The sequence below is a fragment of the Vibrio sp. 1641 genome (assembly GCF_033339995.1).
GTDB lineage: Bacteria > Pseudomonadota > Gammaproteobacteria > Enterobacterales > Vibrionaceae > Vibrio > Vibrio alginolyticus.
In genome coordinates, this window is record NZ_JAWOVP010000002.1 from 466,923 (window position 1) to 482,916 (window position 15,994).

Here is a 15,994-nt window from a genome sequence, read left to right on the forward strand (position 1 = left end):
GTTAATACTTTTCCTTAGAATCTTTGTGTGATTTTTATCTCGTATCTTTGTGCTTACACTTTAAATGTATCATAAAAGTATTAATACTTATTTTATACATTTTCAGGATAAACATTTGAGGTAGCGAAATGAAACGTCAAAAATTAACGATTGTTGGTGCTGGCAGTACATACACACTTGGTATGATGAACAGCCTTATTGCCGAAAAAGATAACTTTCCACTCGCAAAAGTCGTGTTTTACGACATAGATGAGAAACGCCAAGAATCGAATGCATTAGCTACTGAAATTCTATTGCGAGAACACTATCCAGAAGTTGAAGAGTTTGTTTATACAACGGATAAATCTGTCGCATTCGCAGATTCGGACTTTTTCTTTATCCAGATCCGCACTGGTGGGTTGGCCATGCGCGAGCGCGATGAACAAATCCCGCTATCCAACTCTTGTGTTGGGCAAGAGACATGTGGCGCGGGAGGAATGGCATATGGACTTCGCTCTATCGGCGACATGATCCAGCTAGTGAACGAGATCCGACAAACGTGTCCAGATGCGTGGATTCTTAATTACACCAACCCGGCGGCAATTGTCGCTGAAGCTTTAAATCGTGAATTTCCGCATGATAAGCGAATTCTAAATATCTGTGATATGCCAGCAGCGATTATGGTCAGCTATGCGCAATTGTTAGGATGTGAAATTTGGGACTTCGTTCCTGAATATTTTGGGCTTAATCACTATGGCTGGTTTACCAAAATTCGTAACAAACAGGGTGAAGACTTAACGGACAAAATTAAAAATATCATCCTAAAAGAAGGGATCAGTGCGGTTGATGCGGAAATAGCGGATGACCCATCGTGGCAAGCCACATTCAAAAACATGAGAACAATGCTTGCTGATAATCCAGAGTTTTTGCCGAATACGTATCTTCAGTACTATTTGTACCCTGAAAAAATGGTGGCGAAAGAGGATATCAACAATACCCGCGCAAGGCAGGTAATTAACGGCCGTGAGAAACGAGTGTTCGAATTGAACGCAAGAATAATTGAAGTGGGCACCACGAAGCACGAAACACTGCATGCCGATATCCATGGTCGATACATGGTGAGAGTTGCGGCTTCGCTTGCCTACAACTTGAGCGATGTGTATCTCGTCATCGTACCGAATAATGGTGCTATTACAAATTTACAAAATGACGCCATGGTAGAAGTTCCAGCTGCGCTAACTAGTGATGGACCGAAAGCTTTTACTGTAGGAAAAATCCCAACCTTCCAAAAAGCCATGATTGAGAGCCAACTTGGTTACGAGAAATTAGTCGTGGATGCTTGGTACGAAGGAAGTCAGCAAAAGCTGATTAATGCACTCACACTTAACCGTACCGTGGTTAATGTGCCAAAAGCTAAAGAAATAACAAAACAATTACTAGAAGAAAATAAAGCCTACCTTCCTCAATTTTTTCAATAACAACTGGACGTTCGGGGCCTACTTGTAGGCTCCGTGAATGAAACAAGAGGTTTATATGAAAGACATTATTCAAAGGTTCGGGGCCGCGATGTTTGTACCCGTTCTATTATTTCCAGCAGCGGGCATGTTATTGGGTTTCTCTGTTGTGCTGTTAAATCAAGAAGTGTTTCCTTGGGCACTAGAGGGGAGTGCTTGGGTTAAAGTCTCGACGATCATTTTACAGGCATCTCTCGCTGTATTTAAAAATATGGCACTTATTTTTGCCGTTGGGTTACCTATCGCTTTAGCTAAAAAAGCATCTGGTCGCGCTGTACTTGCAACACTTGTTTCCTACATTACGTATAACTACGTTATTGGTGGAATCCTTCAATTTTGGGGGCCAGAACTGGGCGTTAACTATACGGAAGGTGAGCGAGGTTTGACTGAAGTTGGTGGCATTCTAACGCTTGATACCAACTTGCTAGGTGCGATTTTAATTGCAAGTCTCTCTGTTTGGGTTCACAACCGATTCTTTGATAAAAAGCTACCGGATTGGGCGGCTGTATTTGGCGGAACGCCATTGGTTGTGATCATTAGCTTCCCAATTATGGTCGTGATGGCAATTCTAACTTGTTTGACTTGGCCAAGTATTCAGCATGGTATTAATAATCTGCAATCATTTTTGGTTTCTGCTGGATCGTTAGGGGTATGGCTATTTACGTTTTTAGAGCGAATCATGATACCAACGGGGTTGCATCATTTCGTATATGGTCCCGTTTTTTATGGGCCTGTTGCAGTCGATGGCGGAACGGTTTCCTATTGGATTCAAAATATACAGACATTCGCCCAGAGCTCGGAAAGTTTAACGACACAATTTCCTCAGGGTGGTTTGATGTTGACGGGAATGGGTAAAGTGTTTGGTTGTACGGGTATCGCACTAGCACTCTATTCAGTTGCGAAAAAAGAAAATAAAAAGATGGTGATGGGGTTAGTGCTCGGAGCCGCAATCACAGCAATTCTTACAGGGATCACCGAACCAATAGAGTTTACATTCTTATTTATCGCACCTGCGCTGTTTGCTTTGCATGCGTTGTTATCTGCGACAATGGCAACGATCGCCTTTATGTTTGGTGTTTCCGGTAACTTTCAGACTGGCTTGATAGACTTCATTTTCCAAAACTGGTTGCCTTTGGCTGGTAACCATGCAGGAACATACGTGATTCAGATTATTATTGGTCTCATGTTTACTGGTGTTTACTTTGTTACGTTTCGCGCGCTTATTTTAAAATACAACATACTTACTCCGGGACGTGAAGGTGCAGATAGTAAGTTGTATTCCAAAGCTGACTACAAAGAAGCGAAAGCGGTCCATAACAGTAGCGCAAGTCCGTCACAAGCTAGTGCCTTTATTGAAGGTTTGGGTGGAAAAGAAAACATTGACTTGTTAACTAATTGCGCGACGCGTCTGCGTGTTAAAGTTAAAGATGTCTCTCTGGTAAAGGAGAACGCATTTTTCACACAGCACGGAGCGGTGAATATTGTTAGAAATCAAGAGAGCCTTCAAATCATCGTTGGTTTAACGGTGCCACAAGTTCGCGAAGATATGAGCCAACTGATAAAAGCTTAACCCCCAAACTAATGCTCCAGCTCATATGGCTCAAAGGTGAGATAGAATTATCTCACCTTTTTTGTGTACATGAAGCATATTTCGCGCAGTTTCCACGAAAGTGGGGAGGAGTTATCGAGCGAGCTAAAAATACAGTCAGGTTATACCCGTCTGTATTGTTGGAAGACTTGTTGAGTCTCTAAGTGACAGTGGCGCCACTTTCTATGTTGAAAAGCGTTTTAATTTCTTCCAGCACTTCTGGGTTAGCAATAGCACCAATGTTTTTTACAGCTTGTCCGTTTACCAATTGTTTCACTGCTAGCTCAACCAATTTGCCTGAGCGCGTTTTAGGAATATCACTGATAGCAAAAATTTGTCGTGGGACATGGCGCGGTGAACATTTTGTTTTCAATGTTTGGCGAATTGAATCGGTGAGTTGTTGGGTTAACTCGACGTTGTGAGCGAGTTTTACTAGTAACCAGATTTCTTCAGACTGCTGGTTTAACTTGCCGACAGCGATGGAGTCTTCAACCTCGGGTAACGCGTTCACTTGCTGGTAGATTTCAGCGGTACCGATTCGTACGCCGCCTGGATTTAAGGTTGCGTCACTACGGCCATAAAAAATAAAGCCGCCATGTTCGGTTTGCATCACATCGTCGCCATGGTGCCAGATATCGGTAAACTTGCTCCAATAAGCGTTGTGATAACGTTCGCCGTTGTCGTTCCAGAAACCAATAGGGAAGTTAGGTAGTGAGTTATTACAAGTCAGTTCGCCGCGTTTTTGCGTAATAGTATGTCCATCATCCTCTAGAACACGTGCGTCGATTCCCAGCCCTGAGCCTTGGCATTCACCTTTGTAAACTGGTGAAATAGGGTTTCCAAGTACAAAGCATCCGCAAATATCTGTGCCGCCAGCGATAGAAGCGAGATGCAAGTCCTGCTTGATGTGCTGATAGACATAATTAAATTGTTCTGGGTAAAGCACCGAACCAGTTGAGCACAGAGTTTTGAGTGACTTCAGGTTATGTTCTAGTTTTGGAGAGCAGTTTGCCTGCTCCAGTGCCTCTAAGTATTTCGCTGAAGTACCAAACAGCGACACGTTATGTTCTTCAGCTAATCGCCATAAGACGGAGTGATCAGGGTAAACCGGACTACCGTCGTAAATCACTAAGGCTGCACCACTCGCAAGAGCGGAAACATGCCAGTTCCACATCATCCAACCACATGTTGTGTAGTAGAAAACCTTGTCTTGCGATTTGATGTCGCAATGCAGTTGATGTTCTTTGAGGTGATTGAGCAAGGTACCGCCTGCGGAATGAACAATACACTTAGGTTGACCTGTTGTACCAGAAGAATACAAAATGAATAATGGGTCATTAAACAGCGTTGGTTGATATTGAATTGATTGTGGAGAAAAGTGGTGAGTAATATCGGACCAAGAGACAAAGTCAGAAGTGGTAGCTCTCTTAGCGTTTTGTAAATATTCGATTTGGCATACGCTAATAGTAGTCTCTTCGGAGGCACTGCTTAACTTACTACTAAGAGTGGTGTTCTTGTCCGTCATATCGAAAGCTTTGCCTCCGAACTGGTAGCCATCACAGCAAAAAAGAACTTTCGGCTTGACCTGACCAAAACGCTCTACGACGCTATCGATACCAAAATCAGGAGAGGTTGAAGTCCAAATGGCACCAAGACTGGTGGTGGCCAGCATGGCAATAACGGTTTCAGGAAGGTAGGGCAAATAACCCGCAACGACATCGCCTTTACCGACACCACAATTGAGTAGCCATTGTTGAATGGCGGAAACTTGTTCAAGCAACTGTTTACCGGTGAGTTGTCGGTGTTCACCGCTTTCATTGCTAAAAACAATAAACTCGCGCTCTGGTGATTGTTCAGCCTGAGATAGGAGGTTCTCTGCGTAGTTCAGCGTGGCGTCAGCAAACCATACTGTGTCTCTATTTACATGGTGATGATTAGAACCTGTTTGTGTCCATTTGGGACTGCCAAGGCTCTTGATTTGCGAACCCATATCTCCGATTACGTTGCAAAACTGCCAAGTATGTCGCCAAAATTCATCATTGTGCTCAATGGACCACTGGTGTAGAGACGTGTAATTGTTGATTACGGTACCTTCGGCTTTGTCTTTATTAACCTTTTCGATGAACCGTAATAAGTTGCTATTGCTGACGCGCTCAGCAGATGGTGACCAAATAGGTGCAGAATTTGGCATAGGTCCCTCTAATTTCAATTCTTTTGAATATGACCAAAAAACAAAATAAAGGGGCGAACATAGCAGTGTTCGCCCCTTATCTGATCGTTTAAAGTTGTTCGGCAAGCTGAGGTAGTACCTCAAATAAATCACCAACCAATCCATAGTCGGCAACTTCAAAGATAGGAGATTCTGGATCTTTGTTGATCGCGACAATCACTTTGGATTCCTTCATTCCTGCAAGATGCTGGATGGCACCGGAAATCCCAACCGCTATATAAAGCTTAGGTGCAACGATTTTACCGGTTTGACCCACTTGTAAGTCGTTGGCAACAAACCCGGCATCAACCGCCGCGCGAGAAGCGCCAATGGCAGCACCTAGTTTATCGGCAACTTGTTCGATCAACGCGAAGTTCTCTTTGCTACCGACCCCGCGTCCACCTGACACAACCACCTCTGCCGCGCTTAATTCAGGACGTTCTGACACGGTTTTATCGACAGAAACCAATTCAACCATTGGAGCTGAGATAGTGACCTGCTGATGCTTAATATCAGCTTGGTTGTGACAAGTAACCGGCTCAAACGCAGACGCGCGCACGGTGATGACGCGAACCTTGTCGCTGGTGGTCACTTTGGCAAATGCGTTTCCTGCGTAAATAGGGCGGATAAAAGTGTTTTCATCGATAACTTGGACAATATCGGAAATTTGCCCAACGCCGAACTTCGCTGCTACTCGCGGTGCAAGATCTTTCCCTTTTGATGATGAGCTAGCCCAGATTGCGTCAAAACCTTCAGCAACACTCACTACAATAGGTGCGATACTCTCGGCAAATTGATGCTTAAGTTGCTCATCATCGACACAAATTACGTTTGATATACCATCAACGCGACAAGCTTGTTGAGCGACTTCTTCACACTGGTGGCCCACTACGATCAAAACATTGTCTTGGCTGACTTGTTTTGCTGCATTAACCACTTTGAGTGTGTCCGCATGCAATTGGTTATTGTCATGCTCTGCTATGATTAAGTTCTTCATGAAATCACCTTCGCTTCGTTACGCAGCTTATCGAGAAGCTCTGAGACAGATTCAACCTTGATGCCACCTTTTCTTTGCGCTGGCGGTGTGATTTCTTGAATGGTTTGGCTAAATACCGCTTCAACACCCAGACTGTCAGGTGTGATGGTATCTAACGGCTTGCGCTTAGCTTTCATGATATTAGGCAAAGAGGCAAAACGCGGTTCATTCAGGCGTAAGTCAGTACTGATCACCGCAGGTAAGTTCATCGCGACCGTCATCAAGCCGCCGTCCACTTCTCTCACGACCTGAACTTTTTGATCTTCAATCTTCACGTCGGAAGCGAAAGTTGCTTGAGGCCAGTCAAGTAGGGCGGCCAGCATCTGAGCCACTTGGTTGTTGTCCGTATCAATGGATTGTTTACCCGTAATCACAAGCTGTGCTTGTTCTTGCTCAACTAGAGCTTTGAGCAGCTTAGCAACAACCAATGGCTCTATTTTGTCTTCAGTATCGACATGAATAGCGCGATCGGCGCCTAATGCAAGCGCGGTACGTAGTTGCTCCTGACACTGGCTACCGCCAGCACTGACAACGATGACTTCATCTGCAATACCTTGCTCCTTTAGTCGTACGGCTTCTTCAACGGCTATTTCGCAAAATGGATTAATCGTCATCTTGACGTTATTGGTTTCAACATCGCTATGGTCCGCTTTCACGCGAACTTTAACGTAGGGATCAATGACCCTTTTGATTGGCACTAGTATTTTCACGTTAGATTCCTTTTACAGTGAAGACTATGTGTTTACAGTGAAGACGATGTGATGACGTCTTTAAAATGATGTTAATTTACCTTTACGTTTGCGTCAACTTTAAATATATTGTTGATTAACAAGTTGGCAACATGCAAAGAAAAAGGAATGCAATCATGGAAAGAGACTGCATGGAATTTGATGTTCTGATTGTAGGCGCTGGTCCCGCAGGTTTGTCTGCGGCATGCCGAATCAAACAATTAGCAGCAGAAAAAAAACAAGACCTCTCTGTTTGCGTGGTAGAAAAAGGTTCTGAAGTTGGAGCGCATATTTTATCGGGTGCGGTGTTTGAAACGCGGAGTTTGGATGAGCTTTTTCCCGACTGGGAAGAGAAAGGCGCTCCGCTCAATACCAAAGTAAACCAAGATAAAACCTACTATCTAGGCAATGACATCAATGGTCATGAACTGCCGTCTTGGGCGGTGCCTAATACGTTACATAACAAAGGTAATTACATCATAAGTTTGGGCAGTCTATGCCGATGGATGGCGTTGCAGGCTGAGAACTTGGGGGTGGAGGTCTACCCAGGTTTTACCGCCAGTCAAGCGATCATCGATGAAGATAGTCGTGTTTGTGGCGTGATCACGGGCGATATGGGATTAGATAAAAATGGTGAACAAAAAGGAAATTTCGAACCTGGTATTGAACTGCGAGCGAAGTTTACTTTATTTGCTGAAGGCGCACGGGGGCATATTGGTAAGCAGTTGATTAACCGATTTAATCTTGCTGAAGAGAAAACGCCTCAACACTACGCTATCGGTTTTAAAGAGCTGTGGGAAATCCCATCAGAGCAGCATCAGCAAGGTTTAGTAGTGCACGGATTAGGTTGGCCGTTATCAAATGAAGCTACAGGTGGCAGTTATCTCTACCATTTAGAGGGAAACCAAGTTGCCGTCGGGTTGATTGTTGACTTGAATTATAAGAATCCGCACTTGAGTCCATTTGATGAGTTTCAACGTTTTAAACACCACCCGTTGATTGAGCAATACCTCAAAAATGGGAAGCGTATTAGCTATGGCGCGAGAGCAATTACCAAGGGCGGCTTTCATTCGCTTCCCACGCAGCAGTTTGCTGGTGGCTTGTTAATTGGCTGTGATGCAGGAACACTTAACGGCGCTAAAATCAAAGGCACACACACCGCAATAAAATCTGGAATGCTTGCCGCTGAAGCAGTATGTGAAGCCCTTGAGAGTCAGTCAGTTACTGCTGATTATCAAAAGCATTTCAAACAGTCTTGGCTGTATGAAGAGCTTTATCAAGCACGTAACTTCTCAAGTGGAATCCACTGCTTTGGATCGTGGCTGGGCAGTGGTTTAGCGCTGCTGGAACATAACGTATTAAAAGGCAAAGCTAAGTGGCATATCCGCTGTGATAAGCCTGATCATCAGTCTCTGTTATTGGCGGAAAACAGCAATGAAATTGTCTATCCGAAGCCTGATGGCGTGTTAAGTTTCGATCGCCTCTCTTCTGTTTATCTATCCAATATCTTCCATGAGGAAGATCAACCATGCCACTTACGACTGGAGAACCAGCGGATTCCTATTGAGCAGAACCTTGAATTATATGCAGAGCCAGCACAGCGCTATTGTCCGGCTGGCGTGTATGAAATCGTACAGGGGGAGCAGCAGCCAGAGCTTCAAATAAATGCGGCCAACTGTATCCACTGTAAGACCTGCGACATCAAAGATCCAAGTCAAAATATTACCTGGACTCCGCCAGAAGGTGGTGGTGGTCCGAACTATCCAAATATGTAAGCGTTTGAGAATAATTTTTATTAACAATTTATTTACTTAAAGTTTGCGTTAGTTCAAATCTTTCTCGATGAACTCGATTGCAACTTAATCTTTCAGGCACTATTCTGATTTTAAATTGACGTTTACGTAAACTGAATACAAAGTTGATGCATAGGTGTAAAAGCGGTTACCAGTATCAAAGTTAGATTTGATCAAATAGTGCTCAATGGAACGCACTTAAAATAACGAAAGGGAGATCAACTATGGTATCGGAATCGCCTCTGTTGCAGGTAAACGATATTTCATTGGCTTTTGGTGGGGTGAAAGCTTTAACTGACGTGAGCTTCCATGTGAATGAAAAGGAAATCTTTTCAATCATTGGTCCAAACGGTGCAGGTAAAACCTCAATGCTCAATTGCATCTCTGGTCGATACACACCAAACAAAGGCTCTGTAATCTTCGCTGGAGATGATGTAACTAAACGGACACCTAGCCAACGAGCTGAGTTAGGGTTGGGAAGAACCTTCCAAAACTTAGCGCTCTTTTCTCACATGTCGGTACTGGACAACATCATGGTTGGCCGACACCACCTACTAAAAAACAACTTCGTCACGGGGCCACTCTATTGGTTCTCTAATGCGCAGAAAGAAGAGATGGCGCACCGCAAATATGTGGAAGACGTGATCGATTTTCTAGAAATCCAGCACATCCGAAAAGCGACTGCAGGCACGCTATCTTACGGATTACGTAAACGTGTAGAGCTTGCTCGTGCCATTGCCTTAAAACCTAAGTTATTGCTGCTTGATGAACCAATGGCAGGAATGAACTTGGAAGAAAAGGAAGACATGGCACGTTACATCATGGATCTGAATGAAGAATTAGATATCACGATCATCATGATTGAGCACGACATGGGCGTGGTCATGGACATCTCTAATCGCGTTTTGGTTTTGGATTTCGGGAAACACATTGCTACAGGTGAGCCTGAAGAAGTGATGGCCAACCCACATGTGAAACAAGCGTACTTAGGCGAAGAGCTACCGACATTAGAGGAGAGTGCATAATGGCACAGCAACATAATGATTGGGCAGATATAACCCGCTTAGATACCTTTCCAAAAGTGTTGCAACACAATGCCAAGAACTGGCCCGAGCAAGTCGCAATGCGTGAAAAGGAGTTTGGTATATGGCGAGAGTTCACTTGGAAGGATTATGAAAACCGCGTCAAGTGGATGGCACTGGCACTACAAGATTTAGGTATTGGTGAGCAAGATGTCGTTGGTTTGCTAGGTGATAACCGTCCTGAATGGATATGGGGCGAGTTAGCGGCACATGCGATCAAAGGTTTCTCGCTGGGCATCTATCAAGATTCTATGCACGAAGAGGTGGCGTACCTTATCAACTATGCCAAAGCAAAAGTCGTGATTGCCGAAGATGAAGAGCAATGCGACAAGCTGCTTGAGCTTGGTGATGAAATTCCTAGCGTCGAATACATTATTTACTGCGATCCTCGTGGAATGCGTAAATACGATGATCCAAGATTGATTGATGTTGAACAGGTCTACAAAAAAGGTCAGCTGATTGATAAAGCGGACCCAGACAAATATCTCAATATGGTTGTTGAAACCAAAGGCAGCGATCTTTCAATTCTTTGTACAACGTCGGGTACGACTTCTAAACCAAAATTGGCTCAGCTACACAGTGGCACGTTCTTGGATCACTGTGCGGCTTACTTGCGTGCAGACCCTCGTTCCCCAGGCGACAACTACGTTTCTGTTCTGCCTTTGCCTTGGATTATGGAGCAGGTTTACGTGGTTGGTCAGGCGTTGATTTCTCGTCAAATCGTTAACTTTGTGGAAGAACAAGAAACCATGATGTCCGACTTGCGTGAAATCGGTCCAAACTTTGTGCTGTTAGCGCCACGTGTGTGGGAAAACATTGTGGCAGACGTGTCTGCACGAATGATGGATTCGACACCGTTTAAGCAAAAGATGTACAAACTGGGCATGAGCTTAGCCAACAAAGCGTTAGAGCAGGGCAAACGTTCTAAACTCGCCGAATGGATTCTTTTGCGTGCTTTGCGAGACCGTTTAGGCTTTTCGAACCTAACATCTGCTGCAACGGGCGGCGCGGCGATGGGGCCTGACACTTTCCGTTACCTACAAGCTATTGGTGTGCCACTTAAGCAGCTTTATGGTCAGACCGAAATGTGTGGCGCATACACCGTGCACCAAGCGGATGATGTGGATTACGATTCCGTTGGTGTTGCGTTTGATAATGCAGATGTGAAAGTCATCAACCCGGACAGCAATGGCGTTGGTGAAATCATCGCGAAAAGTACAGGCATGTTTACTGGCTACTTAAACAACCAAGCAGCATATGATGAAGATGTTCAAGATGGTTGGATGCACACAGGCGATGCGGGCTATTTTAAAGATTCCGGTCACTTGGTGGTGATTGATCGTCTGAAAGATATGTCGGAAACCAGCCATGGCGACCGTTATTCGCCACAGTTTATCGAAAACAAACTCAAGTTCTCGCCGTTTATTGCAGAAGCCGTGGTGGTAGGTAAAGGTCGACCTTGGCTGTCTGCCATCATCTGTATTCGCTATGCGATCGTCGCGAAGTGGGCAGAGCAACGCGGCTTGGCATTTACCAACTACACCAACTTATCTGCTCAACCAGAAGTGTACCAAGCGATTCGTGAAGAAGTTCAAAAAGTGAACGAATCCCTACCGGATGCACAGAAGATCAGCAAATTCATTCTACTTTACAAAGAGCTGGATGCCGACGATGGAGAGCTAACTCGCACACGTAAAGTACGCCGTGGTGTGGTTGCAGAGAAATACGGAGACATCATCGAAACCATCTACAGCGACGATCCAAAAGTCGATGTCGATACAGTGATCACTTATCAAGATGGCACCAAAACACGCATTCAAACGTCGCTAGTTATTGAAACGCTTATTGAGCATGAGCCAACACTAGTGGATAGCGAACAACGGAGGATCGCATAGTGAATACGGATTTATTACTGCAACTCGTCATTAATGGCGTGATCGTTGGCATGTTGTATGGCGTTGTCGCCATGTGCTTTGTATTGATTTACAAATCGACCCAGGTGGTCAACTTTGCTCAGGGTGAGTTCCTGTTGATTGGCGCATGGGTATGTTGGGCGGCATTGGTGCACCTACAGTTACCGTTTTTTATCGGCTTTTTACTCACGCTCGCGTTCATGATGATTTTTGGTATCGCCGTGCAAACCATTGTGCTCAGACCGTTGATTGGTGAACCGATTATCTCTGTGATCATGGTGACCATTGGTCTATCGATGTTTTTCCAAGCGCTGATGAAGTGGATATTCGGTGTCTCTGCTGTGTCGTACCCGCAAGTGTTCGAAACCAACGTGGTGAATATCGGAGGTTTGAATGTTGAGTTTGCTTACATTCTGAGCTTGATCTTCTCAATGCTCATCATGGGCGCGTTCTACTGGTTCTTCAAATTCAGCAAAATGGGTCTGGCAATGCGCGCAACGGCATTCAACCAGCAAGTAGCCCAGAGTCTTGGCATTTCCATCAAGAAAGTGTTCGCCATCAGTTGGGCCATTTCGGCAATGGTATCTGCAACAGCAGGGATTGTTATCGGTATCGTTAACGGCGTATCTGACGCGCTATCCATTATTGGTATCAAAGTTTTCCCAGCCGTTATTTTAGGTGGCTTAGATTCGGTAGTCGGCGCAATTGTCGGTGGTATTACCATCGGGGTGCTAGAAAACTTGGCTGAGTTTTTTGATAGCCAATACCTGCAAGTGGGTAACTTATACAACATCGCACCATTCTATGTGCTGTTAATCATTCTTGCCTTCAAGCCATATGGCCTGTTTGGTACCAAAGATATTGAGCGTATTTAAGGAGAAATAACATGGCTCAACTTAGCATGCGCCCATGTGGGGATTTTCGAACCACATACAAAAGCGATACGCCAATTTTTGAAACCAAAACCATCAGAAGCCTTGCGATTGCTGGTGTCATCGCCATGCTGGCAGCACCGCTGGTCTTGGACATTTACTTCCTAAACCTGTTTATTCAGATTGCATACCTCGGTATCGCGGCATTGGGCTTAAACATTTTGGTTGGTTTTACCGGACAAATCTCGCTAGGTCACGGTGCGTTCTTTGGCTTTGGCGCCTTTGCATCGGCTTGGTTAAATAACCAGTTTAACATTCCAGTCGTGTTTGCGATTCCGCTCGCGGGTTACTTAACCATGATTGTGGGGATGCTGTTTGGTCTGCCAGCGGCTCGAATTAAAGGTTTATACCTAGCTATCGCAACGTTGGCGGCGCAGTTTATTCTAGAGGACTTCTTTGCTCGCGCAGATTGGTTCAGTGGCGGCTCATACGGTGCTAGCGCGAACCCAATTAATTTGTTTGGCTTTGAGTTTACGACTGACGAAAGCTTCTTCTACATCGCTCTGTTTGCGCTGATCTTCATGTATATGTGGGCATCAAACTTAATCCGTTCTCGTGACGGTCGCGCGTTTGTCTCAGTACGAGATCACTATCTGTCAGCAGAGATCATGGGCATCAACCTAACCAAGTATCGTCTGCTCTCATTTGGAGTGTGTGCATTCTATGCAGGCATCGGGGGGGCACTCTACGGACATTATCTAGGGTTTGTATCAGCAGAAGGCTTCACCATCATGATGTCTATCCAGTTCTTGGCAATGATCATCATTGGTGGCTTGGGTTCAGTCAAAGGCACATTGATGGGGACGATATTTATCGTATTGCTGCCTGAAGTTTTGGAGTTTGGCGTAACGGGGCTTTCAGCGTTTGGTGATACCACCGCTTTCACTGATGGTCTGGCTTACTTCAAAGAGATGGCGATTGGTTTAGTCATCATGTTGTTCCTTATTTTCGAACCTCAAGGATTATCGCATCGCTGGCAACAGATTCGAGCATATTGGAAACACTATCCGTTCTCATATTAACGTGGAATTAAGTGGAATATACCTCAATAACAAGGACAACGAGTTATGAACAAAGGACATTTAGCGACAACGTTGGTGCTGTCATCTGCACTGTTTACTACCGCAACTTGGGCAAAAGATTCTGTGTTTGTCGGGCAATTAGTCGACTTTTCTGGACCAACTGCCTATGTGAGCAAGCCTTATGGTTCTGGCGTGCGAGACGCATTGCGTTGGATTAACCAAAACGGTGGCATTAACGGTACCGAGCTCGAATTTGAAACAGTAGACATGGCGTACAAAGTACCAGTGGCGATTTCTAACTATAAACGTTGGGTGGCGCGTAAAGACATGGTTGCGCTGCAAGGTTGGGGTACGGCGGATACCGAAGCGCTTATTTCGTTTGTTACCAAAGACAAAGTGCCGGTGTTCTCTGCTTCTTACTCTGGTCACTTAACTGACCCAACTGGCAAAAACCCAAAAACCGCGAAACCAGCGCCTTATAATTTCTTTTATGGTGCGTCGTACTCAGATGCGTGCCGTGCGCTAGTTAAGTGGGCGAAAGAAGATTGGGAATCTAAGGGCAATCAAGGTGCGCCGAAATTTACGCACATTGGCGATAACCATCCATTCCCGAATGCGCCAAAAGAAGCGTGTGCAGAGTACGCCAAAGAGCTTGGTTTTGATGTGCAAAACCCAGTCGTTGTGTCACTAAAACCAGGGGACTTCAAAGCGCAATGTTTGTCGCTGAAAGAGTCAGGCACCAACTACGGTTACATTGCCAATATCGGTAGCTCGGTTATCTCACTAGTGAAGTCTTGTAACACGGTTGGGACAGAGTTCCAGTACATGGCAAACATTTGGGGCGGCGACAAGCCAGTGCTTGAAGCAGCAGGCGATGGCCTTAAAGATTACGTTTTCCCAGGTATGACGGCGTTTTGGGGAGACGATAACGAAGGCATGAAGCTGGTTCGTGAGATTTCTAAGCAGTCTGAATCAGAGCCGGGCGAATTCAGAACTCACCATTACATTCGCGGTATTTGTTCTGCGTTCTATATGAAAGAAGCAATGGAGTGGGCGAAAGACAACGGTGGTATCACAGGTGAAAACATCAAGAAGGGCATGTATGTCCATGACAACTGGGTACCACAAGGCTTAGAAGGTGTTTGTGTCCCTGCGAACTGGAAACCGGAAGATCACCGAGGCACAACAACCGTGAACGTCTTTATGGGCAACAACGATGGCGGCGCAGTTGATATTAAGAAAGTATCTCAGGTGACATTGTCACGTCGTGACGATTGGCTAGGTTACTAATCTACGACTTATTAATAACAAAGCTTACTGAAAATAAGGATGGGTGAGAGAACACTCTCACCCTAGCAAGGAGTAGCTTGATGGCTGAATTAGCAACGAATATCGAACCGGCAGAAATACTGCTTTCAGTGAACAACATTGAAGTCGTCTACGACGAAGTAATACTAGTACTTCGCGGTGTGAGTTTAGAAGTTCCAAAAGGGCAGATTGTGACCTTACTGGGCGCCAACGGTGCGGGTAAATCCACAACGTTGAAAGCCATTTCTGGTTTATTGAAAACCGAAGATGGTGAAGTGACGCGCGGCGAAATCAACTTCATGGGCGAGCGTATAGACAACAAAAGCCCGGAAGAGATCGTCCGTTCGGGCATCTTCCAAGTTATGGAAGGGCGCCGAATTGTTGAAGATATGACGGTAATAGAAAATCTTCGCTTAGGCGCTTATACACGCACTGACAGCGAAGTTGAACAAGACATCGAAATGGTGTTTGACTATTTCCCGCGACTCAAAGAGCGCACTGGCCTAGCGGGCTATTTGTCTGGCGGTGAGCAACAAATGTTAGCGATTGGCCGAGCGTTAATGGCTCGACCGAAGATGATTTTGTTGGACGAACCGTCTATGGGGCTTTCTCCGCTGCTAGTTAAAGAAGTATTCAGCATTATTAACAAGATCAACAAAGAGCAAGGTATTACCATGCTTTTGGTTGAACAGAATGCCAACTTCGCTCTTCAAGCGGCCGATTACGGTTACATCATGGAATCAGGCAAAATCGTACTGGATGGCAGCAAGCACGAATTGCTAAACAATGAAGACGTAAAAGAATTCTACCTTGGCGGCGGCGATGAAGATCGCAAGAGCTTTAAGAATCTGAAATCTTACAAACGTCGTAAGCGTTGGTTGTAAGGAGCA

12 protein-coding genes are annotated in these 15,994 nt (G+C 45.1%); 9 read left to right on the top strand and 3 right to left on the bottom strand.

The genetic code is table 11. The annotated features are described in order from the left end of the window. Positions 1-128 precede the first annotated feature (128 nt). Together R7Z47_RS06080 and R7Z47_RS06085 are read left to right on the top strand one after the other, a co-directional pair. Complete coding sequence (locus R7Z47_RS06080; protein WP_170896933.1) at positions 129-1,457, top strand: 6-phospho-alpha-glucosidase; 1,329 nt, start codon at positions 129-131, stop codon at positions 1,455-1,457. A gap of 55 nt (positions 1,458-1,512) precedes the next feature. Then, on the top strand, positions 1,513-3,063 hold the full coding sequence (locus R7Z47_RS06085; protein ID WP_158155883.1) for an alpha-glucoside-specific PTS transporter subunit IIBC: 1,551 nt from the start codon (positions 1,513-1,515) through the stop codon (positions 3,061-3,063). 178 nt (positions 3,064-3,241) lie between these two features. On the opposite strand, the gene R7Z47_RS06090 is transcribed toward R7Z47_RS06085, so the two are convergent. From R7Z47_RS06090 to R7Z47_RS06100, 3 genes are all read right to left on the bottom strand, one after another. Beyond that, entirely contained in the window at positions 3,242-5,272 is a 2,031-nt protein-coding gene (locus R7Z47_RS06090; RefSeq protein WP_213970357.1) for an acetoacetate--CoA ligase, read from the bottom strand. An 88-nt stretch (positions 5,273-5,360) separates the two neighbouring features. Further along, complete coding sequence (locus R7Z47_RS06095; protein ID WP_005373301.1) at positions 5,361-6,287, bottom strand: electron transfer flavoprotein subunit alpha/FixB family protein; 927 nt, start codon at positions 6,285-6,287, stop codon at positions 5,361-5,363. Further along, a complete protein-coding gene (locus tag R7Z47_RS06100; protein ID WP_262607088.1) occupies positions 6,284-7,036 on the bottom strand; it encodes an electron transfer flavoprotein subunit beta/FixA family protein in 753 nt (250 codons plus the stop codon). The genes R7Z47_RS06095 and R7Z47_RS06100 overlap by 4 nt, the downstream gene beginning before the upstream one ends. A gap of 155 nt (positions 7,037-7,191) precedes the next feature. On the opposite strand from R7Z47_RS06100, the gene R7Z47_RS06105 reads away from it, so the two are divergent. The 7 genes from R7Z47_RS06105 (at position 7,192) to R7Z47_RS06135 (ending at position 15,988) form a co-directional block, all read left to right on the top strand. Continuing rightward, on the top strand, positions 7,192-8,829 hold the full coding sequence (locus R7Z47_RS06105; RefSeq protein WP_262607087.1) for an electron transfer flavoprotein-ubiquinone oxidoreductase: 1,638 nt from the start codon (positions 7,192-7,194) through the stop codon (positions 8,827-8,829). Between the two features lie 242 nt (positions 8,830-9,071). Next, positions 9,072-9,872 carry an ABC transporter ATP-binding protein gene (locus R7Z47_RS06110; protein WP_005373297.1) on the top strand — a complete coding sequence of 267 codons (801 nt, stop codon included), beginning with the start codon at positions 9,072-9,074 and terminating at the stop codon, positions 9,870-9,872. After that, positions 9,872-11,824 carry a long-chain fatty acid--CoA ligase gene (locus R7Z47_RS06115; RefSeq protein ID WP_262607086.1) on the top strand — a complete coding sequence of 651 codons (1,953 nt, stop codon included), beginning with the start codon at positions 9,872-9,874 and terminating at the stop codon, positions 11,822-11,824. Before R7Z47_RS06110 ends, R7Z47_RS06115 begins: the two co-directional genes overlap by 1 nt. Next, a complete protein-coding gene (locus R7Z47_RS06120) occupies positions 11,824-12,717 on the top strand; it encodes a branched-chain amino acid ABC transporter permease (RefSeq protein WP_005373295.1) in 894 nt (297 codons plus the stop codon). Before R7Z47_RS06115 ends, R7Z47_RS06120 begins: the two co-directional genes overlap by 1 nt. Before the next feature lie 11 nt (positions 12,718-12,728). After that, on the top strand, positions 12,729-13,796 hold the full coding sequence (locus tag R7Z47_RS06125) for a branched-chain amino acid ABC transporter permease (RefSeq protein ID WP_005382737.1): 1,068 nt from the start codon (positions 12,729-12,731) through the stop codon (positions 13,794-13,796). Between the two features lie 45 nt (positions 13,797-13,841). Next, positions 13,842-15,086, top strand: coding sequence for an ABC transporter substrate-binding protein (locus R7Z47_RS06130; protein ID WP_005373285.1), 1,245 nt, complete (start codon positions 13,842-13,844; stop codon positions 15,084-15,086). Between the two features lie 80 nt (positions 15,087-15,166). Next, positions 15,167-15,988, top strand: coding sequence for an ABC transporter ATP-binding protein (locus R7Z47_RS06135; protein WP_213965450.1), 822 nt, complete (start codon positions 15,167-15,169; stop codon positions 15,986-15,988). The last annotated feature ends 6 nt before the right edge of the window (positions 15,989-15,994 follow it).

What these genes read in the sequence shown, in the direction of transcription:
- R7Z47_RS06085 (WP_158155883.1), top strand. Translation starts at nt 1,513, where the DNA reads ATGAAAGACATTATTCAAAGGTTCGGGGCCGCGATGTTTGTACCCGTT.
- R7Z47_RS06090 (WP_213970357.1), bottom strand. Translation starts at nt 5,272, where the DNA reads ATGCCAAATTCTGCACCTATTTGGTCACCATCTGCTGAGCGCGTCAGC.
- R7Z47_RS06135 (WP_213965450.1), top strand. Translation starts at nt 15,167, where the DNA reads ATGGCTGAATTAGCAACGAATATCGAACCGGCAGAAATACTGCTTTCA.
- R7Z47_RS06130 (WP_005373285.1), top strand. Translation starts at nt 13,842, where the DNA reads ATGAACAAAGGACATTTAGCGACAACGTTGGTGCTGTCATCTGCACTG.
- R7Z47_RS06125 (WP_005382737.1), top strand. Translation starts at nt 12,729, where the DNA reads ATGGCTCAACTTAGCATGCGCCCATGTGGGGATTTTCGAACCACATAC.
- R7Z47_RS06080 (WP_170896933.1), top strand. Translation starts at nt 129, where the DNA reads ATGAAACGTCAAAAATTAACGATTGTTGGTGCTGGCAGTACATACACA.
- R7Z47_RS06105 (WP_262607087.1), top strand. Translation starts at nt 7,192, where the DNA reads ATGGAAAGAGACTGCATGGAATTTGATGTTCTGATTGTAGGCGCTGGT.
- R7Z47_RS06110 (WP_005373297.1), top strand. Translation starts at nt 9,072, where the DNA reads ATGGTATCGGAATCGCCTCTGTTGCAGGTAAACGATATTTCATTGGCT.
- R7Z47_RS06115 (WP_262607086.1), top strand. Translation starts at nt 9,872, where the DNA reads ATGGCACAGCAACATAATGATTGGGCAGATATAACCCGCTTAGATACC.
- R7Z47_RS06095 (WP_005373301.1), bottom strand. Translation starts at nt 6,287, where the DNA reads ATGAAGAACTTAATCATAGCAGAGCATGACAATAACCAATTGCATGCG.